The sequence below is a fragment of the Billgrantia antri genome, assembly GCF_017868935.1.
Classification (GTDB): Bacteria; Pseudomonadota; Gammaproteobacteria; order Pseudomonadales; family Halomonadaceae; genus Halomonas; species Halomonas antri.
In genome coordinates this window covers 4,034,140-4,054,475 of record NZ_CP053383.1, presented here as the reverse complement: position 1 = coordinate 4,054,475, position 20,336 = coordinate 4,034,140, and the positions used below count along the sequence as shown (strand labels likewise).

Here is a 20,336-nt window from a genome sequence, read left to right as displayed (position 1 = left end):
ACCTACCGCTGGACAAGGAGATGTCGAATGGGAATCGAAGTAGGCGGCCTGCTGGGCCTGATCTGGCTGATCATTCTGATCTGGGCCATCGTCAAGGTGGCCAAGAGTACGGCGGGAACCTTCGCCAAGATACTTTGGATACTGGCGTTGCTGTTCTTCCCGCTGGTTGGCCTGATCATCTGGCTATTGATGGGCCCCAAGGGGTGACGGCCAGGGCCGGCGGCCGCTAGGGGGCATCAGGTGGCTCGCCGCGGTCGCACTTGACGCATTCGAGTTCGAGGCCGAGACGCGAGCGGCGTCCGGCCGGTGTCGTGACCCAAGGACGCTCGCTCCAAGGTGGTTGGTGGCGAACGTGCTGATAGTGGCCGCAGGCGAGCTCGGCGACCCAGTGATCTTCGTCGTCCTGATGGTAACCCACGATGGCTCGTCGCATGATGATTCCGCGTTGGGTTGTACTGGCTCAACAATCGATGGCGTTGCCGGCGCGTACTCGGCCGAAATTGCTGAGCACCAGTTGGGCGCCCCGTGCATGGCGGCCGCAAATTCGAAAGGTACCATTGTGTCCCGCCGGTCGTCCCAGGGCGCCATAGCGCACCGGTCTGCCATCAAGACGATAGCTGACCCTGACGCCGCGGTTGGCCTCGATCACCCGCAGCAGGTCGCTATCGGCGAACGTGCCGCCCGACAAGGGACCGAGCACGATGGCCAGCGGGGCGCTCCAGTCGCTCGTGTCACAGCGTCTGCGGTCAGGGCTGGGGCAGACGATGACCGTGCTGCGGCGGGTAATGGCAGCGTTGCGTCCCAGCGAGAGTGCCGTGCGCAGTCGATGTGCTTCGGCGACCACTTCCTGGCGGGCACTCATCGCCTGTAGTCCAGGGACTGCCCAGCCCAGCAGCACGCCGGCCACGGCTATGACGACAAGAAGTTCGATGAGGGTGAGGCCGTGCTGGTGCCGGGCGGAAGTAGGCGAGTTGCGAGCCGCGTCCATGAAGCTCTCCTGGAGTGTGCCTGGTCAGAGGCGTTCACTCTAGTCGAGCCTGGAAGAGAGTCTATCAGCCATTGCCGATGGAATTTGTAAGCGATTGCCGTCATCGCCTGAGGTCTACTCTTCGGGGCGCTGCTCCTGCAGGAAGCGATCGCGATGGGCGCTGCTGCAGAACCACTCCCCGTGGTCGCGCAGGGCATCGGACTCCGGCACGTGCACCTGACACCAGGCGCAACGTACCATCTGGCCGCCTTCCTGCTGCGACTCGACGTTCAGGGCATCCTCGCGGTCGAGTTTCCATTCGCGGTACATGCGGTAGAGCTTGAGGCCGGCGAGAAACAGCACGGCGAAGATGATCAGCCGAATGAGCAAAAGATTCATCCTTGTTCGTCTCCCTGGTAGGGGCTAGCGGCTTTGCCAGCCGGACGCCCTTGCGGGACAATAGAGTGACTACGGATTCTCAAGAGATTTCTACGCCCATGCAAGATTTGACGCTGGTGATGGCGCAGCTGGACCCGCTGGTAGGGGACATCCCCGGCAACGCCGATCGTGCCATCGAAGCCGTTCGCGAGGCACGCATTGAACATGGTGCCGACATCGTGGTGTTTCCCGAACTCTTCCTGAGCGGCTATCCCCCCGAAGATCTGTTGCTGCGTCCTTCCATGGAGACTCGTCTGCGCGAGGCGCGTTCCCGCATGGCGGCGAAGATGTCCCGCGACGTCCTGGTGATCATCGGCTATCCCGGCCGCCGCGAAGGGCTCGGCTACAATCTGGCCGGGCTGCTCTACAACGGCGAGTGGATCGGGGAGTATGCCAAGCAGGCGCTGCCCAACTATCAGGTGTTCGATGAGCGTCGCTATTTCGCCACCGGCGAGCAGAGCCTGGTCATCGAGCACAAGGGCGCCAGACTCGGCATCCTGATCTGCGAAGACATCTGGGACGGTGGCCCGGTGCGGGCGGCCCGCGAGGCGGGGGCGGACATCCTCATTACGCTCAACGCCTCGCCTTACCACCAGGACAAGCCGGCCGAGCGCCTGCGCCTGCTCGAGCAGCGTGCCGCCGAAGTGTCGCTGCCGCTGGTCTACGTCAATACCATCGGCGGCCAGGACGAGCTGGTGTTCGACGGCGGTTCGGCCTGTGTTGCCGCTGACGGTCAAGTGCGAGTCGTCGCGCCATACTGGCAGGCGGGGCTGATGCCGGTTCAGTTCGTCAAGGAGGCCGACGGCTGGGTGCCGCAGGAGGGCGAGGTCGAGCCCACCGAGGAGCCTGAGGAGAGCCTCTACTGCGCGCTGGTCAGCGGCGTGCGCGACTATGTCAACAAGAGCGGCTTCCAGGGCGTGGTGCTGGGTCTCTCGGGCGGTATCGATTCGGCGCTATCGCTTGCCATCGCCGTGGACGCGCTGGGCCCGCAGCGCGTGCATGCGGTGATGATGCCGTATCGCTACACCGCCGACATCTCCCAGGAGGACGCGGCCGAGCAGGCACGGCTGCTCGGCGTGCACTACGAGGTGCTGCCTATCGAGCCGATGGTCGACGCCTTCATGGCCACCCTGGCCGACACCTTCGCCGGCACCGAGCGCGACACCACCGAGGAGAACCTGCAGTCTCGCTGCCGCGGCGTGCTGCTGATGGCCATCTCCAACAAGAAAGGATTGATGGTACTGACCACCGGCAACAAGAGCGAGATGGCGGTCGGTTATGCCACGCTCTATGGCGACATGGTGGGCGGCTTCAATGCGCTCAAGGACGTCTACAAGACCTGGGTCTATCGTCTGGCTCGTTGGCGCAACACCCAGTCGCCGGCGATTCCCGAGCGAGTCATCACGCGCCCGCCCTCCGCGGAGCTGGCCCCTGACCAGAAGGACACCGACTCGTTGCCCGACTACGACGTTCTCGACGCCATCCTGGCGCGCTACATCGAGGGGGACATGAGCGCCGAGTCGATCATCGACGCCGGCTTCGAGCGCGATGATGTCTACCAGGTGGTGAAGCTGGTCGATCGCAACGAGTACAAGCGGCGCCAGGCGCCGGTCGGCGTGCGGGTGACGCCACGGGGCTTCGGTCGCGACCGCCGCTACCCCATCGTCAACGGCTGGCAACCGGGGGAGTAGGCGCCAGAGCCTCGCACCCGAGCCAAAAAGAACGCCACCGCCCGAAGGAGCGGTGGCGTTCTGCTGTAGCCGTCTGACGCTGCCAGCAGCTTGCGGTCAGGCGGAGAGCGACTCCGCCGGTACGTGCTGCGGCTGGAAGGTGCGGCCACGCAGGCGATCGTTGTTCGGATCGTTCTCGATCAGGACCTGCAGCACTTCACGGGCGCGGTCGCGCATGTCGAGCCCGAGATAGCCTTCGACCATCACCGCCAGCGCATCGCGGGTGGCCTCGGCCTCGGGATAGTTCTCGACCACCCAGCGACCGCGCTCGACTGCGGCCAGGTAGGCACCCTTGCGCAGGTAGAAGTCGGCGACATGCAGCTCGTGCCGGGCCAGCACGTTGCGCAGGTAGACGATGCGCTGCTCGGCGTCGGGAGCGTATTCGCTGGCCGGATAGCGCGACACCAGTTCGCGGAAATCGGTGTAGGCGTCACGCGAGGCCCCCAGGTCGCGCTTGGAGATGTCGATCAGGCGCAGCCGCTCGAGACTGAAGCGGCCCGCCTGCCATGAGGCCAGCCCGCGCATGTAGAGCGCATAGTCGGCCTGGGGGTGGGTGGGGTGCAGGCGAATGAAGCGACTCGCGGCGGCACGGGTGGCCTCCCAGTCGTTGGTCTCGTAGTAGGCGTAGATCAGCTCGAGCTGGGCCTGCTCGGCGTGGCGGCCGAAGGGATAACGCGTATCGATGGCCTCTAGGCGCGAGATGGCTGTGGTGTAGCGTCCGTCCTCGAGCGCGTCGCGCGCCTCGTCGTAGAGCTGCTGCTCGGCGACGCCTTCGAATTCGTCTTGCTCTTCTTCCGTGGCAGACCTGCCGGCACAGCCGCTGACCAGGGCGGCGGCCAGGAGCAGGGCGATAAGGCGTGTGGCGATGGGGGAAACGCGCATCGTGATCCTCGTGTCTAACAAGCCGTGTCGGCCGTGGTAGAATCGACCGTAACCCGTCCACTATAAAGCACCTCGCGTGAAAACGCAGTCCGAGGATGCCGACAGCGATACTCCCCTATGCCCCAGACCGTGGAAGCTCAGCAACGCGTGCCCATCTCTTTGGCCGGCTGTCGCCTCGACCAGGCCGCCGCCGAACTCTTCGCCGACCATTCTCGCGAGCGTCTCAAGGGCTGGATCAAGGAGGGGGCACTGACCGTCGACGGTCGTCCGGGCAAGCCCAAGGACAAGATGGCCGGCGGCGAGTGGCTGCAGCTGGCGGCCACGCTCGAGGAGGAGAAGCGCTTCGAGCCCGAGGAGATCCCGCTCGAGGTGGTCCACGAAGATGACGATGTCCTGGTCATCGACAAGCCGGCAGGACTGGTGGTGCACCCGGCCGCGGGCAACCCGGACGGCACCCTGCTCAATGCCCTGCTGCACCACTGCCCCAGTCTGGCCACTGTGCCGCGGGCCGGTATCGTACACCGTCTGGACAAGGACACCACCGGCCTGATGGTGGTGGCCAAGACGCTCACCGCCCAGACCTCACTGGTCGAGCAGCTCCAGGCGCGTACGGTGTCACGCGAGTACGATGCGATCTGCGTCGGGGTGATGACCTCCGGTGGCACGGTGGACGCTCCTATCGGCCGCCATCCCAAGGATCGCAAGCGCCAGGCGGTGCATGTCAGCGGCAAGCCGGCGGTCACGCACTACCGCGTGGTCGAGCGCTTCCGTGCCCATACCCACGTGCGTTGTCGGCTCGAGACCGGACGCACCCACCAGATTCGCGTGCACTTGGCGCACCGGCGCTTTCCGCTGGTCGGCGATCCGGTATACGGTGGTCGGCTCAAGCTGCCGGCAGGGGCCGGCGAGGCGCTCAAGACGCTGCTGCGCGAGTTTCCGCGTCAGGCGTTGCATGCCAGGAAACTGGCTTTTCTGCACCCCGGCAGCGGCGAGCCGGTCGAGTTCCGCGCGCCGCTACCCGACGACCTGCTGCTGTTGATCGACTACCTGCGCGACGACCATGCGGTCATGCGCTGAGGAGCCAGGATGAGCGATGCCCCCCATCTGCAACCGACCCTGATCGTGCCTGACTGGCCAGCGCCTGCCAGCGTCGGGGGCTTCGTCACCACGCGCGAGACCGGACCCAGCCAGGCGGAGTTCGCCTGCTTCAACCCGGCCGACCAGGTGGGCGACAACCCCGCTCACGTGGCGCTGTGCCGGCGTCTGATCGGCAATGAGATCGGGGACGAGCGGCCGCTGCTGTGGCTCAGACAGGTGCATGGCGCCCGGGTACAGTCGAGCTACACCGACGGCGTGCCGGAGGCGGACGCGTCGGTGGCTTTCGACCGGGGCCACGCCTGTGTAGTGCTGACCGCCGATTGCCTGCCGGTATTCTTCTGCGACCGTGAGGGCACGCGCGTAGGTGTGGCCCACGCTGGGTGGCGAGGGCTTGCCGGAGGAGTGCTCGAGGCAACAGTGGCGGCGCTGGCGACACCCCCCGAGGAATTGTTGGCCTGGCTGGGGCCGGCGATTTCCAACGCCCAGTTCGAGGTAGGGCCGGAGGTGCAACAGGCCTTCGTCGGCGTGCATCCCGAAGCGGTGGCCGCCTTCGATCCCAGCCCCTACCGCCTGGGCCACTACATGGGCGACCTCTACAAGCTTGCGCGGATGCGACTCGAACGGTTGGGGGTCTCCCATATCAGTGGCGGCCACTTCTGTACGGCCTGTGAATCGCGTTTCTATTCCCATCGTCGCGACGACGGCAAGACCGGGCGCATGGCCAGCGTGATCTGGCTAAGATAGGCCGCCCCAACGTTGACCCGCGTCAAGCTGACGCACGCTTCCCCTGGCCGGCGACTTGAAAGCCGGCCACGCTGACTCCATTGAACCTGTCAATACGACATGACAGGGCCAAGCGGCGCGTCCGAACGCGCCGCCACCCCGATGGAGGAAAGCGAATGCGTTTCGACAAGTTCACCGCCAAGCTGCAAAACGCCGTGGCCGACGCTCAGTCCTTGGCCGTGGGACGCGGGCACAATCAACTCGAGCCCGGCCACCTGTTGCTGGCGCTGTTCGATGACCGCGATAACGGCATCAAGGCACTCGTCCAGAAAGCCGGCGGTGACGCCGCGCGGCTGCGCGACACCTTGGCGGGACACCTCGATGATCTGCCCCAGGTCTCACAGTTCACCGGCGAGGTGCAGCCATCGCGGGATCTAATCAAGCTGTTCAACCTGACCGATCGCGAAGCGCAGAAGCGCGGCGACCAGTACATCGCCAGTGAGCTGGTGCTGCTGGCCGCGCTGGAGATGGGGCACGCAGTGACCAAGCTGCTGACCCAGGCCGGCGTGACCCGCAAGGCGCTGGAAAGCGCCATCGACAGCGTGCGCGGCGGCGAGCGGGTCGACGACCCCAACGCCGAGGAGAGCCGCGAGGCGCTTGAGAAGTATACCCTCGACCTTACCGCGCGCGCCGCAGACGGCAAGCTCGACCCGGTGATCGGCCGCGACGACGAGATCCGTCGTACCATCCAGGTGCTGCAGCGGCGCACCAAGAACAACCCGGTGCTGATCGGCGAGCCCGGCGTGGGCAAGACCGCCATCGTCGAGGGGCTGGCTCAGCGCATCGTCAACGGCGAGGTGCCGGAGGGGCTCAAGGACAAGCGCGTGCTGTCGCTCGACATGGGCTCGCTGCTGGCCGGCGCCAAGTTCCGCGGCGAGTTCGAGGAACGACTCAAGTCGGTGCTCAAGGAGCTGGCCCAGGAAGAGGGTCGGGTCATCCTGTTCATCGATGAGCTGCACACCATGGTCGGCGCCGGCAAGGCCGAGGGCGCCATGGACGCCGGTAACATGCTCAAGCCGGCGCTGGCCCGCGGCGAGCTGCACTGCGTAGGGGCCACCACCCTCGACGAGTACCGCAAGTACATCGAAAAGGATGCCGCTCTCGAGCGACGCTTCCAGAAGGTGCTGGTCGACGAGCCCTCCGAGGAGGACACCGTGGCGATCCTGCGCGGCCTCAAGGAGCGTTACGAGGTGCACCATAACGTCGACATCACCGACGGCGCCATCATCGCCGCGGCCAAGCTGTCGACCCGCTACATCACCGACCGCCAGCTGCCCGACAAGGCCATCGACCTGATCGACGAGGCCTCCTCGCGCATCCGTATGGAGCTCGACTCCAAGCCCGAAGAGATGGACCGCCTAGATCGTCGCCTGATTCAGCTCAAGATGGAGCGCGAGCACCTCAAGAAGGAGACTGACGAGGCGTCGAAGAAGCGTCTCGAGAGCCTGCAGGAGCAGATCGACGACCTCGAGCGGGAGTACGCCGATCTCGACGAGATCTGGAAGGCCGAGAAGGCCAGCATCCAAGGGGCAGGCCAATTCAAGGAGGAGCTCGAGCGCGCCAAGATCGAGCTGGAGCAGGCGCGTCGCCAGGGCGATCTCGGCCGCATGTCGGAGCTGCAGTACGGCGTGATCCCCGAGCTGGAGAAGAAGATCGCCGAGTCGAGCGAGGCCGAGGCCGACACCTCGAAGCATAAGCTGCTGCGCTCCAGCGTCACCGAGGAGGAGATCGCCGAGGTGGTGTCGCGCTGGACCGGCATTCCGGTCGCCAAGATGCTCGAGGGCGAGCGCGACAAGCTGCTGCGCATGGAGGAGGCACTGCACCAGCGCGTGATCGGCCAGGAGGAGGCGGTCACCGCCGTGGCCAACGCCGTGCGCCGCTCGCGTGCCGGGCTCGCCGACCCCAACCGGCCCAACGGCTCGTTCCTGTTCCTCGGCCCGACCGGGGTGGGCAAGACGGAGCTGTGCAAGGCGCTGGCCAACTTCCTCTTCGATACCGAGGAGGCGATGGTACGCATCGACATGTCGGAGTTCATGGAGAAGCACTCCGTGGCCCGCCTGATCGGTGCCCCGCCCGGCTACGTTGGCTACGAGGAGGGCGGCTACCTGACCGAGGCGGTGCGACGCAAGCCCTACTCGGTGCTGTTGCTTGACGAGGTGGAGAAGGCCCACCCGGACGTGTTCAACATCCTGCTCCAAGTGCTGGAGGACGGGCGTCTCACCGATGGCCAGGGGCGCACCGTGGACTTCCGCAACACCGTCATCGTGATGACCTCGAACATGGGCTCGGAGATCATCCAGCGCATGGGGGGCGCCGACGAGCAGTACGAGGCGATGAAGCGTGCCGTCATGGACGTGGTAGGCATGCATTTCCGCCCCGAGCTGATCAACCGTATCGACGAGGTGGTGGTGTTCCACGCTTTGCGCCAGGAGCAGATCGAAGCGATCGCCGGCATTCAGCTCGACCGCCTGCGCGCCCGTCTGGCCGAGCATGGCATGCAGCTCGAGGTCAGCGACACGGCCATGGCCCAGCTGGCGCTGGCAGGCTTCGATCCGGTGTTCGGTGCGCGGCCGCTGAAGCGGGCGATCCAGAGTCGCATCGAAAATCCGCTGGCCCAGGATCTGCTGGGCGGTCGGTTCGCCTCCGGCGATGTCATTCACGTGGAGGTGGAAGACGACAAACTCGTGTTTCGTGCCTGATACACAGTCATAACGCGTTCCCCGGTGCAGAGCCCGGCGAGCGACTACACTGTCTTATAGGTTGCGTCCTGTAACCCCCCTTGCCCGCCCGCACATTGCCGGCGGGCTTTTTTACGCTGTCGGCAAGTTCGTGGTCGCGCCACGGTTGACACTGTCGCTAGGCTGTTGGAATCTTGAGCGTTCCTGATTTGCGGGCACGGACACCAGCGGGCGATCCCCCATTCCCGTGCGAAGGGTGGGCCTTGTGGCCTCTACCCGCCGAAGGATTCCGGAGCCGGCCAACCGCCGGAACCGGCCAATGCCCCGACGCGGCAATCCGCCGTGCTGAGAGTGCAGGCCCCAAACGGGCCTAATGCCAGGGTTTGGCATCAGGTGTCGGCCTCGCCGACAGCGGCATACCGCCGCACTCGAACCCGTGCCCGCCAGTGGGTGCGGATCGCACTCGAGACCTCCAGGGGAGAGACACAAGTGGAACTGCTTTCCGGCGCGGATATGATCGCCAGATTCCTCCAGGATGAAGGCGTCGAATACATCTATGGCTATCCGGGCGGCGCGGCGCTGCACATCTACGATGCACTGTTCCGTCAGGACAAGGTCAAGCACATTCTGGTTCGCCACGAGCAGGCGGCCACCCACGCTGCCGACGGCTACGCCCGGGCCTCCGGCAAGCCCGGCGTGGTGCTGGTCACCTCCGGTCCCGGCGCCACCAACGCCGTCACCGGCATCGCTACCGCCTACATGGATTCGATTCCCATGGTGGTGCTGTGCGGCCAGGTGATGAGCCACCTGATCGGCGATGATGCTTTCCAGGAAACCGACATCATCGGCGTGACCCGCCCGATTGTGAAGCACAGCTTTTCGATCAAGCACCCGACCGAAATTCCCGAAGTTTTGAAAAAGGCCTTCTACCTGGCCGCGACGGGGCGTCCCGGCCCGGTGGTGGTGGACATTCCCAAGGACATGACCGCGCCCACCGAACGCTACGAGTACGTCTACCCGAAGAAAGTCAAGATGCGCTCCTACAATCCGGTGGCGCGGGGGCACACTGGCCAGATCAAGAAGGCCGTGGAGATGATGCTCAAGGCCAAGCGGCCGGTCTTCTACACTGGCGGCGGGGTCATTACCGGGCGTGCCTGCGAGGGGCTGACCGATCTGGTCAAGAGGCTCGGGTACCCCATTACCACCACGTTGATGGGCATCGGTGCCTACCCGCAGAGCGACCGGCAGTGTCTGGGCTGGCTGGGCATGCACGGCTCCTACGAGTCCAACATGGCCATGCACCACGCCGACCTGATCATCGCCATCGGGGCGCGCTTCGATGACCGTGTGACCAATAACACCTCCAAGTTCTGCCCCACGGCCAAGATCATTCATGTCGACATCGACCCCAGCTCGGTGTCAAAGACGGTGCGCGCCGATGTGCCCATCGTCGGGCCGGCGGCCAGCGTCATCGACGAGATGATCAGCCTGGTGCAGGGCAAGGAAATCGCCCATCCCGAGGCCCTGGCGGAGTGGTGGGACAAGATCGACGGCTGGCGCGAGGAGCGCCGTGGCAAGCTCTACGAGCCATCGAAGCCCGGCGAGCAGCTCAAGCCGCAGGAGGTGATCGAGGCGCTGTGCGAGGTCACGCGTGGCGAGGCCTACGTGACCACCGACGTCGGCCAGCATCAGATGTTCGCTGCCCAGTACTACAAGTTCGACAAGCCCAACCGCTTCATCACATCGGGCGGACTCGGCACCATGGGCTTCGGTTTTCCTGCCGCCATGGGCATCAAGCAGAACTTTCCCGACGATCAGGTGATCTGCGTCACCGGCGAGGGCAGCTTCCAGATGATGATGCAGGAGCTCTCCACCTGTAAGCAGTTCGGTGGCGGGGTGAAGATCATCAACCTGAACAACGCCTCGCTGGGCATGGTGCGCCAGTGGCAGGACCTCAACTACAAGTCGCGACATGCGCACTCCTACATGGAGTCGCTGCCCGACTTCGCCAAGCTGATCGAGGCGTATGGCTTCACCGCGCTGCGGGTGGAGACGATGGACGAGCTGCGCCCGGCGCTGGAGCGTACCTTCGCCGACAAGCACGAGCTGGTGTTCGTCGATGTCATCGTCGACCCGCGCGAGCACGTTTATCCGATGCAGGTGCCCCTGGGCTCCATGCGTGACATGCTGCTTTCCAAGACGGAGCGGACCTGATGCGCCATATCATCTCGATTCTCATGGAAAACGAACCGGGCGCACTGTCTCGTGTGGTAGGACTGTTCTCGCAGCGCAACTTCAACATCGAGACGCTCAACGTGGCGCCCACCGAGGATCCGTCGCTGTCGCGGCTGACCGTGACCACCGTCGGCGACGACCGGGTGATCGAGCAGATCACCAAGCATCTGAACAAGCTGATCGACGTTATCAAGCTGGTCGACCTCACCGAGGGCAACCACATCGAGCGTGAACTGATGCTGGTCAAGGTCAAGGCGCTGGGAGCGGCCCGCGACGAGGTCAAGCGTACCGTCGATATCTTTCGCGCCCAGATCGTCGATGTCACGCCGAGCCTCTACACCGTGCAGATCACCGGCGATGCGCCCAAGCTCGACGCCTTTCTTCAGGCCATGGGGCCGGTAGGGGTACTCGAGGTGGCGCGGACTGGAGTGTCGGGTATAGCCCGTGGCGACAAAGTGCTCAGCCTCTGATTTCCGCTGTCAGCCGTATCGATGAGCCGCCTTTCGAGGCGGCTTTTTCGTGGATGGCCGCCTAGCGCTCTTCGACCTCGTCCCACAGCGCCTGGATCAGCGGACTCTTGAGCTGGCGATGGAGCACGCACAGGCCGACGTCATAGTGCGGTAGCTCTGGCTTCACCGGAAGCACGCGGACCCGCTCGGCGAGGGGGCTGTTGTCGAGTACGATCTTCGGCACCACGCCGATACCGAAGCCCAACCCCACCATGCTGACGATCGCCTCGTGGCCGGCCACCTGGGCATAGATCATCGGTGCCACACCGAGCGCCTTGAACCACGTATCGGCATAGTCGCGTGACAGCCCAGCTTCGGAGAGTATCATCGGCACGGCTCGCCACTGGGTGGCCGAGGGCGAGGCGGGGGTGGCGGGCATCCAGCTTGCCTGCTTTACCGGGGCGATGAATACCAGGGGAGAGCGGGTCAGCGACTTGAAGGCCAGGCCTCCCGGCGCGCTGCGGGGCCGCGGCGTGATCGCCATGTCCTCTTCGCCGGCGAGCACACGGTTCATCGCCTCCGCCGGATCGCCGGTGTGCAGCTTGAGTTCGATGCGTGGATGACGAAGGCGGAAATCGCTTAACAGGTCGTAGAGAAAGCTGTAGCTGGCCGTGACCGAGCAGTAGATGCTGATTTCGCCGGCCAGCTCACCGGCCTGGCTGCTCAGGGTATGGCGCAGCATTTCCCACTGTGCCAGCGTCTCGCGGGCATAGGCTTGAAAGGCCAGGCCCTGGCGCGTCAGGCTGACATGGCGGTTGTCACGCACGAACAGCGGCGCATCAAGGGTCTCTTCAAGCTGGCGGATGGTGCGCGAGAGCGTCGAGGGGCTGACGTGACAAAGCTCGCTGGCACGACCGAAGTGCAGCGTGTCAGCCAGGGCAAGGAATTGCTTGAGGGGGCGCATGTCCATGTCTGGATTATTGCATGAAACGGCATGTGGTGTTGCAAATATCGCGTTTTACGCAACGTTCCCTTGGCGCTAAGGTAGAGCCATCGATTGAGCCGACTCCCAGCGCCGCGATAGACGGCGCGGGTGGCCATCAACGCTGACACGAAACTTCATCGACTTTCCTTTCCAGGAGCACCAGCATGCGCGTCTATTACGACAAGGATTGCGACCTCTCCCTCATTCAGGGCAAGAAGGTCACCATCGTGGGCTACGGCTCTCAAGGCCATGCCCATGCCAACAATCTCAAGGAGTCAGGCGTCGACGTCACCGTCGCTCTGCGTTCGGGCTCCTCTTCTGCGGCCAAGGCCGAAGCGGCTGGCCTCAAGGTCGCTACAGTCGAGGAAGCTTGCCAGTCTGCCGACGTCGTCATGATCCTGGCGCCGGACGAGAACCAGAAGGCGATCTACGAGAGCCAGGTCGAGCCGAACCTCAAGCAGGGTGCTACCCTGGCCTTCGCTCACGGCTTCAACATCCACTACAACCAGATCGAACCGCGCCGCGACCTCGATGTGATCATGGTCGCTCCCAAGGCGCCGGGGCACACCGTGCGCTCTGAGTTCGTCAAGGGTGGCGGCATTCCCGACCTGATCGCCATCCATCAGGACGCCTCCGGCAAGGCCAAGGAGCTGGCGCTCTCCTATGCCGCGGCCATCGGCGGCGGTCGCAGCGGGATCATCGAGACCACCTTCAAGGACGAGACCGAGACCGACCTGTTTGGTGAGCAGGCCGTGCTGTGCGGCGGTGCCGTGGAGCTGGTCAAGGCCGGCTTCGAGACGCTGACCGAGGCGGGCTATGCCCCCGAGATGGCCTATTTCGAGTGTCTGCACGAACTCAAGCTGATCGTCGACCTGATGTACGAGGGCGGTATCGCCAACATGAACTACTCCATCTCCAACAATGCGGAGTATGGCGAGTACGTGACCGGTCCCGAGGTCATCAACGAACAGTCGCGCCAGGCCATGCGCAATGCCCTCAAGCGCATCCAGACCGGCGAGTACGCCAAGATGTTCATCCAGGAAGGCAACACCAATTATCCTTCCATGACCGCTCGCCGCCGCTTGAATGCCGAGCACGAGATCGAGCAGGTCGGTGCCAAGCTGCGCGGTATGATGCCGTGGATCGCCGCCAACCAACTGGTCGACAAGAGCAAGAACTGAGTCGTTGGACTCGCTCCGTTGAAGGCCAGGGCGCGGATTTCCGCGCCCTGGTCGTATCTGGCTCATAGCTACTGCGCTTTTCGCCTCGGCATCACCGTGTAGAATGAAGGCAGCACCTTCGAGTGGCCCCATTCTGGCAACGGATGAGACGAATGAGTCAGGATTCCCGCAATACCGAACACGACATCCATCGTGATGGCGCCCAGACAGGTCCTGCCGCTGGCAAGGACGAGCGGTCGGACGAGGAGGATCTGGCGGCTGCCTTCGTGCGCGAGACGGAGGTGATCGAGGAGTCGATCGAGGACGGTAAGAAGGTCAGGCGCAGGGGGATCTACCTGCTGCCAAACCTCTTCACCACGTCGGCTCTCTTTGCCGGCTTCTTCTCAGTGGTGGCCGGTATCAATGGCGACTTTACAGCGGCGGCGGTGGCGATCTTCATTGCCATGCTGCTCGACGGGCTGGACGGGCGCGTGGCACGCCTGACCAATACCCAGAGCGCCTTCGGGGCCGAGTATGACAGCCTTTCCGATATGCTCTCTTTCGGCGTGGCGCCGGCGCTGGTGGCGTTCACCTGGATACTCCAGGACATCGGCAAGACCGGCTGGGTGGTGGCCTTTCTCTACGTCGCCTGTGCGGCACTGCGCCTGGCGCGCTTCAACGTGCAAATCGGTAGCGTCGATAAAAAATGGTTCATCGGCCTGCCCAGTCCTTCAGCAGCGGCCTTCGTCGCGGCCAGCGTCTGGACCTTTCATAGCTTCGATGCCGAGGCCTTCGGCTACAAGCTGCTGATGATGATCGTCGTGGCAGCTGCGGGCGTGCTCATGGTCAGCAACATCCGTTACTACAGCTTCAAGGAGATCGATCTCAAGGGGCCAGTTCCCTTTGTGGCGCTGCTGGCGATCGTGCTCGGCTTCGTGGTGATCTCGGTTGAACCTTCCGTCATGCTGCTGCTGCTGTTCGGTGCCTACGTGGCATCGGGACCGGTGCTGGCTCTCATGCGAAAGATGAAACATTCTCCACCCGAGAGCTGAACCGACCGCCAGCAAGTCGACGCCCGCCTCGCGCGGGCGTTGTCGTCTTCGTCCCGCACCGAAACCATCCACAGCCCCTCGTCTGCCAGCGCCTGTGGATAGCTCGCCGCCTGCGTTCTGACATCGCATCGCCACGCGTTTGAAATTTTTTTACAGGCGCCCCTTGCAGGGGCCAGGGGAAAGCCGTAAAGTACGCATCCGCTGCCGCGACGGGCAACGTTGCAGGCGGTGGAAGAGTGGTAAGTGGCTGTCTTGCTTTGGGTTTTTCGATTCGCTTCGTAAAATTCGCACTTGACGCCCACGGCGGATTCGGTAGAATGCGCCTCACTCGAAAGCAAGTCCTCAAGCGGGCTTGCGGTCGCCGGCCTAGGCCGGTCTTCGATGCCAGGGTCATTTCGGTGGCGGCCTCGAAGAGAGTTGACAAGCTCCGGCGCTTCAGTAGAATACGCCTTCCTCGCAGGGCGCTGGCGAGGCCTCTCGATCACTGGATCGACGGCCACGACAGCAAGCGAGACGCTCCGCTCTCTTCAAGAGCCCGGAGCCGCTCTTTAACAATCGATCAGGTAATTCATGTGGGCGCTTGTCGATGAGGTGGTGAGAAGTCACACCATTTCAAGGCAAGCGACTCGTCGAGACCTTCGGGTCTTTTGAGAAGCTTTGACCTTGAGCCGAGATTGGTCCGCTTTCGTCTTCGGACGAGCAAGGACTCGATGATTTTAAACTGAAGAGTTTGATCATGGCTCAGATTGAACGCTGGCGGCAGGCCTAACACATGCAAGTCGAGCGGCAGCACGGGGAGCTTGCTCCCTGGTGGCGAGCGGCGGACGGGTGAGTAATGCATAGGAATCTGCCCGGTAGTGGGGGATAACCTGGGGAAACCCAGGCTAATACCGCATACGTCCTACGGGAGAAAGCAGGGGCTCTTCGGACCTTGCGCTATCGGATGAGCCTATGTCGGATTAGCTGGTTGGTGAGGTAATGGCTCACCAAGGCGACGATCCGTAGCTGGTCTGAGAGGATGATCAGCCACATCGGGACTGAGACACGGCCCGAACTCCTACGGGAGGCAGCAGTGGGGAATATTGGACAATGGGGGCAACCCTGATCCAGCCATGCCGCGTGTGTGAAGAAGGCCCTCGGGTTGTAAAGCACTTTCAGTGGGGAAGAACGCCTGACGGTTAATACCCGTCAGGGAAGACATCACCCACAGAAGAAGCACCGGCTAACTCCGTGCCAGCAGCCGCGGTAATACGGAGGGTGCGAGCGTTAATCGGAATTACTGGGCGTAAAGCGCGCGTAGGCGGCTTGATAAGCCGGTTGTGAAAGCCCCGGGCTCAACCTGGGAACGGCATCCGGAACTGTCAGGCTAGAGTGCAGGAGAGGAAGGTAGAATTCCCGGTGTAGCGGTGAAATGCGTAGAGATCGGGAGGAATACCAGTGGCGAAGGCGGCCTTCTGGACTGACACTGACGCTGAGGTGCGAAAGCGTGGGTAGCAAACAGGATTAGATACCCTGGTAGTCCACGCCGTAAACGATGTCGACTAGCCGTTGGGTCCTTCGCGGACTTTGTGGCGCAGTTAACGCGATAAGTCGACCGCCTGGGGAGTACGGCCGCAAGGTTAAAACTCAAATGAATTGACGGGGGCCCGCACAAGCGGTGGAGCATGTGGTTTAATTCGATGCAACGCGAAGAACCTTACCTACCCTTGACATCCTGCGAACCCTTCGGAGACGAAGGGGTGCCTTCGGGAACGCAGAGACAGGTGCTGCATGGCTGTCGTCAGCTCGTGTTGTGAAATGTTGGGTTAAGTCCCGTAACGAGCGCAACCCTTGTCCCTATTTGCCAGCGATTCGGTCGGGAACTCTAGGGAGACTGCCGGTGACAAACCGGAGGAAGGTGGGGACGACGTCAAGTCATCATGGCCCTTACGGGTAGGGCTACACACGTGCTACAATGGTCGGTACAAAGGGTTGCGAGCTCGCGAGGGCAAGCCAATCCCAGAAAGCCGATCTCAGTCCGGATCGGAGTCTGCAACTCGACTCCGTGAAGTCGGAATCGCTAGTAATCGTGAATCAGAATGTCACGGTGAATACGTTCCCGGGCCTTGTACACACCGCCCGTCACACCATGGGAGTGGACTGCACCAGAAGTGGTTAGCCTAACCTTCGGGAGGGCGATCACCACGGTGTGGTTCATGACTGGGGTGAAGTCGTAACAAGGTAGCCGTAGGGGAACCTGCGGCTGGATCACCTCCTTAAACGACGTATCGCCGCCTCGCGGCAAGTGCCCACAATGAATTACCTGATCGGCCAGAGCAAAGACTGTTTGGATCAGTGAGCGATCACTGATGCATCGGTAGTAAGCCGGGTCTGTAGCTCAGTTGGTTAGAGCGCACCCCTGATAAGGGTGAGGTCGGCAGTTCAAATCTGCCCAGACCCACCAATTTCGCCGGATACGGCGTTGCTTTGAACCTCGCATAGCGAGCTATGCGTCGGCCCAAAGCGCCTTGTCTCCGACGAAATTCATCGCAAGTCGCAACGCGGTGATCAGTGGGGCCATAGCTCAGCTGGGAGAGCGCCTGCCTTGCACGCAGGAGGTCAGCGGTTCGATCCCGCTTGGCTCCACCAAACTTCCCGATGCGTCGTTGAAAGGCTCCTCGCATAGCGAACTATGCGTCGTCACCTTTCGCCTAGCCTCGGATCGTTTGGCTTCGCCACTTCTCGCCACCCGCTTCCCACAGTCTTACCTGATCGGATCTGCAGTCATAAGCCATCGTCGCGTATCGCGATGTCGGGTTTATGACTGTCGATTGACAGTCTGCTCTTTAACAATGTGAATCATGCTGACAAGTTTTCTCCGCAAGGAGAAAGCGAAAGTGATACGTCTCAAGCGTATCCGGCAATTGTCGTACGTGATCGCAGACCAGACCCCTTCGGGTTATATGGTCAAGCGATTAAGCGCATACGGTGGATGCCTTGGCAGCCAGAGGCGATGAAGGACGTTGTAGCCTGCGATAAGGCTCGGTGAGGTGGCAAACAACCTGTGACCCGGGCATTTCCGAATGGGGAAACCCACCCAGCACAAGCTGGGTATCCCACACTGAATCCATAGGTGTTGGGAGGCGAACCGGGGGAACTGAAACATCTAAGTACCCCGAGGAAAAGAAATCAACCGAGATTCCCCCAGTAGCGGCGAGCGAACGGGGAGTAGCCCTTAAGCATGTGACTGGTTAGGCGAACGAGCTGGGAAGCTCGACCATAGGGGGTGATAGTCCCGTAGCCGAAAGCCTGAACATGTGAAATCGAGTAGGTCGGGGCACGTGAAACCTTGACTGAACATGGGGGGACCATCCTCCAAGGCTAAATACTCCTGGCTGACCGATAGTGAACCAGTACCGTGAGGGAAAGGCGAAAAGAACCCCGGAGAGGGGAGTGAAATAGATCCTGAAACCGTATGCGTACAAGCAGTGGGAGCAGACTCGTTCTGTGACCGCGTACCTTTTGTATAATGGGTCAGCGACTTATTTTCAGTGGCGAGCTTAACCGAATAGGGGAGGCGTAGGGAAACCGAGTCTTAACTGGGCGACCAGTCGCTGGAAATAGACCCGAAACCGGGCGATCTATCCATGAGCAGGTTGAAGGTTGAGTAACATCAACTGGAGGACCGAACCAGGATCTGTTGAAAAAGATTTGGATGACTTGTGGATCGGAGTGAAAGGCTAATCAAGCCCGGAGATAGCTGGTTCTCCTCGAAAGCTATTTAGGTAGCGCCTCACGTATCACCACCGGGGGTAGAGCACTGTTTCGGCTAGGGGGCCATCCCGGCTTACCAACCCGAGGCAAACTCCGAATACCGGTGAGTGCAAGCGTGGGAGACACACGGCGGGTGCTAACGTCCGTCGTGAAAAGGGAAACAACCCAGACCGTCAGCTAAGGTCCCGAAATCCTGGTTAAGTGGGAAACGATGTGGGAAGGCTCAGACAGCTAGGAGGTTGGCTTAGAAGCAGCCATCCTTTAAAGAAAGCGTAATAGCTCACTAGTCGAGTCGGCCTGCGCGGAAGATGTAACGGGGCTAAACCAGGTACCGAAGCTACGGGCTTGCCGAATGGCAAGCGGTAGAGGAGCGTCGTGTAAGCCGATGAAGGTGGATTGAGAAGTCTGCTGGAGGTATCACGAGTGCGAATGCTGACATGAGTAACGACAAGGGGAGTGAAAAACTCCCCCGCCGGAAGACCAAGGGTTTCTGTTCGACGCTAATCGGAGCAGAGTGAGTCGGCCCCTAAGGCGAGGCCGAAAGGCGTAGTCGATGGGAAACGGGTCAATATTCCCGTACCTCACTGTATTGCGATGGGGGGACGAAGAAGGCTAGGTGGGCCAGGCGTTGGTTGTCCTGGTGAAAGCCCGTAGGCTGGGGATTCAGGCAAATCCGGATCCCCAAGGCCGAGAGGCGAGACGAACACCCCACGGGGTGGAAGTCATCGATGCCACGCTTCCAGGAAAAGCCTCTAAGCTTCAGATACAGTGGGACCGTACCCCAAACCGACACAGGTGGTCAGGTAGAGAATACCCAGGCGCTTGAGAGAACTCGGGTGAAGGAACTAGGCAAAATGGTGCCGTAACTTCGGGAGAAGGCACGCCGCGTTAGTGTGAAGGCCCTCGCGGCCGGAGCACGAGGCGGTCGAAGATACCAGGTGGCTGCAACTGTTTATTAAAAACACAGCACTCTGCCAACGCGTAAGCGGACGTATAGGGTGTGACGCCTGCCCGGTGCCGGAAGGTTAAGTGATGGTGTTAGCCCTCGGGCGAAGCTCTTGATCGAAGCCCCGGTAAACGGCGGCCGTAACTATAACGGTCCTAAGGTAGCGAAATTCCTTGTCGGGTAAGTTCCGACCTGCACGAATGGCGTAATGATGGCCACGCTGTCTCCACCCGAGACTCAGTGAAATTGAAATCGCAGTGAAGATGCTGTGTACCCGCGGCTAGACGGAAAGACCCCGTGAACCTTTACTATAGCTTCACACTGGACGCTGATGTTGCTTGTGTAGGATAGCTGGGAGGCTAGGAACCCCGGACGCCAGTTCGGGCGGAGCCAACCTTGAAATACCAGCCTGGCATCATTGGCGTTCTAACTCAGGTCCGTGATCCGGATCGAGGACAGTGTGTGGTGGGTAGTTTGACTGGGGCGGTCTCCTCCCAAAGAGTAACGGAGGAGCACGAAGGTACCCTCAGCACGGTCGGAAATCGTGCATTGAGTGCAAGAGCATAAGGGTGCTTAACTGCGAGACAGACACGTCGAGCAGGTACGAAAGTAGGTTCTAGTGATCCGGTGGTTCTGTATGGAAGGGCCATCGCTCAACGGATAAAAGGTACTCCGGGGATAACAGGCTGATACCGCCCAAGAGTTCACATCGACGGCGGTGTTTGGCACCTCGATGTCGGCTCATCACATCCTGGGGCTGAAGTCGGTCCCAAGGGTATGGCTGTTCGCCATTTAAAGTGGTACGCGAGCTGGGTTTAGAACGTCGTGAGACAGTTCGGTCCCTATCTGCCGTGGGCGTTGGATGTTTGAGAAGAGCTGCTCCTAGTACGAGAGGACCGGAGTGGACGCACCTCTGGTGTTCCGGTTGTCACGCCAGTGGCATTGCCGGGTAGCTACGTGCGGACGGGATAACCGCTGAAGGCATCTAAGCGGGAAGCCCCCTTCAAGATGAGACATCCCCGAGGCCTCGAGCCTCCTGAAGGGCCCAGCGAGACCAGCTGGTTGATAGGTCGGGTGTGGAAGCGCTGCAAGGCGTTGAGCTAACCGATACTAATGGCCCGTGAGGCTTGACCATATAACCCCAAGGGGTCTGCGCATCGCGCACGATTGACGGATACGC

At 62.0% G+C, this 20,336-nt stretch carries 14 protein-coding genes, 2 tRNA genes and 2 rRNA genes; 13 read left to right on the top strand and 5 right to left on the bottom strand.

Going from position 1 to position 20,336, the window contains the following annotated elements:
- Positions 1-27 precede the first annotated feature (27 nt).
- A complete protein-coding gene (locus tag HNO53_RS18840; protein WP_209474243.1) occupies positions 28-207 on the top strand; it encodes a PLDc N-terminal domain-containing protein in 180 nt (59 codons plus the stop codon).
- Between the two features lie 19 nt (positions 208-226).
- Here the strand turns inward: HNO53_RS18840 and HNO53_RS18835 are convergent, their stop codons facing one another.
- The 3 genes from HNO53_RS18835 to HNO53_RS18825 form a co-directional block, all read right to left on the bottom strand.
- Positions 227-433 (bottom strand): DUF3565 domain-containing protein, encoded by a 207-nt coding sequence (locus tag HNO53_RS18835; protein WP_209474242.1) that lies wholly within the window; start codon positions 431-433, stop codon positions 227-229.
- 27 nt (positions 434-460) lie between these two features.
- Positions 461-988: a GspH/FimT family pseudopilin gene (locus tag HNO53_RS18830; RefSeq protein ID WP_209474240.1), complete on the bottom strand. Its 528-nt coding sequence runs from the start codon at positions 986-988 to the stop codon at positions 461-463.
- A gap of 114 nt (positions 989-1,102) precedes the next feature.
- Positions 1,103-1,366 carry a PP0621 family protein gene (locus tag HNO53_RS18825; protein WP_209474238.1) on the bottom strand — a complete coding sequence of 88 codons (264 nt, stop codon included), beginning with the start codon at positions 1,364-1,366 and terminating at the stop codon, positions 1,103-1,105.
- 98 nt (positions 1,367-1,464) lie between these two features.
- Here HNO53_RS18825 and HNO53_RS18820 point away from each other — a divergent pair, with 98 nt between their 5' ends.
- Positions 1,465-3,096 (top strand): NAD+ synthase, encoded by a 1,632-nt coding sequence (locus tag HNO53_RS18820; RefSeq protein WP_209474236.1) that lies wholly within the window; start codon positions 1,465-1,467, stop codon positions 3,094-3,096.
- A gap of 96 nt (positions 3,097-3,192) precedes the next feature.
- Here the strand turns inward: HNO53_RS18820 and HNO53_RS18815 are convergent, their stop codons facing one another.
- Complete coding sequence (locus tag HNO53_RS18815; protein ID WP_209474234.1) at positions 3,193-4,017, bottom strand: outer membrane protein assembly factor BamD; 825 nt, start codon at positions 4,015-4,017, stop codon at positions 3,193-3,195.
- Between the two features lie 117 nt (positions 4,018-4,134).
- Between HNO53_RS18815 and rluD the strand changes: the two genes are divergently transcribed.
- The 5 genes from rluD to ilvN all read left to right on the top strand — a co-directional run bounded on the left by rluD (position 4,135) and on the right by ilvN (position 11,281).
- Positions 4,135-5,094 (top strand): 23S rRNA pseudouridine(1911/1915/1917) synthase RluD, encoded by a 960-nt coding sequence (gene rluD / locus HNO53_RS18810; RefSeq protein ID WP_209474232.1) that lies wholly within the window; start codon positions 4,135-4,137, stop codon positions 5,092-5,094.
- Positions 5,095-5,103: 9 nt separating this feature from the next.
- Positions 5,104-5,859, top strand: a complete 756-nt coding sequence (gene pgeF, locus HNO53_RS18805; RefSeq protein ID WP_209474230.1) for a peptidoglycan editing factor PgeF — start codon at positions 5,104-5,106, stop codon at positions 5,857-5,859.
- A 155-nt stretch (positions 5,860-6,014) separates the two neighbouring features.
- A complete protein-coding gene (clpB, locus tag HNO53_RS18800) occupies positions 6,015-8,597 on the top strand; it encodes an ATP-dependent chaperone ClpB (protein ID WP_209474228.1) in 2,583 nt (860 codons plus the stop codon).
- 468 nt (positions 8,598-9,065) lie between these two features.
- Entirely contained in the window at positions 9,066-10,790 is a 1,725-nt protein-coding gene (locus tag HNO53_RS18795; protein WP_209474227.1) for an acetolactate synthase 3 large subunit, read from the top strand.
- Positions 10,790-11,281 (top strand): acetolactate synthase small subunit, encoded by a 492-nt coding sequence (gene ilvN, locus HNO53_RS18790; protein ID WP_111415356.1) that lies wholly within the window; start codon positions 10,790-10,792, stop codon positions 11,279-11,281. Before HNO53_RS18795 ends, ilvN begins: the two co-directional genes overlap by 1 nt.
- A gap of 61 nt (positions 11,282-11,342) precedes the next feature.
- Here the strand turns inward: ilvN and ilvY are convergent, their stop codons facing one another.
- Positions 11,343-12,230 (bottom strand): HTH-type transcriptional activator IlvY, encoded by an 888-nt coding sequence (ilvY, locus tag HNO53_RS18785; protein WP_209474225.1) that lies wholly within the window; start codon positions 12,228-12,230, stop codon positions 11,343-11,345.
- Positions 12,231-12,409: 179 nt separating this feature from the next.
- Between ilvY and ilvC the strand changes: the two genes are divergently transcribed.
- The 6 genes from ilvC to HNO53_RS18755 all read left to right on the top strand — a co-directional run bounded on the left by ilvC (position 12,410) and on the right by HNO53_RS18755 (position 20,291).
- Positions 12,410-13,426, top strand: a complete 1,017-nt coding sequence (gene ilvC, locus HNO53_RS18780; RefSeq protein WP_209474223.1) for a ketol-acid reductoisomerase — start codon at positions 12,410-12,412, stop codon at positions 13,424-13,426.
- A gap of 152 nt (positions 13,427-13,578) precedes the next feature.
- Positions 13,579-14,457, top strand: coding sequence for a CDP-diacylglycerol--serine O-phosphatidyltransferase (gene pssA, locus HNO53_RS18775; RefSeq protein WP_209474221.1), 879 nt, complete (start codon positions 13,579-13,581; stop codon positions 14,455-14,457).
- Positions 14,458-15,175: 718 nt separating this feature from the next.
- Positions 15,176-16,715, top strand: a 16S ribosomal RNA gene (locus HNO53_RS18770).
- Between the two features lie 108 nt (positions 16,716-16,823).
- Positions 16,824-16,900: transfer RNA gene (locus HNO53_RS18765), tRNA-Ile, on the top strand.
- Between the two features lie 109 nt (positions 16,901-17,009).
- A tRNA-Ala gene (locus tag HNO53_RS18760) sits at positions 17,010-17,085 on the top strand.
- A gap of 316 nt (positions 17,086-17,401) precedes the next feature.
- Positions 17,402-20,291 (top strand): 23S ribosomal RNA (locus tag HNO53_RS18755).
- The 16S and 23S rRNA genes sit together here with 2 tRNA genes alongside, the layout of an rRNA operon.
- Positions 20,292-20,336 lie beyond the last annotated feature (45 nt).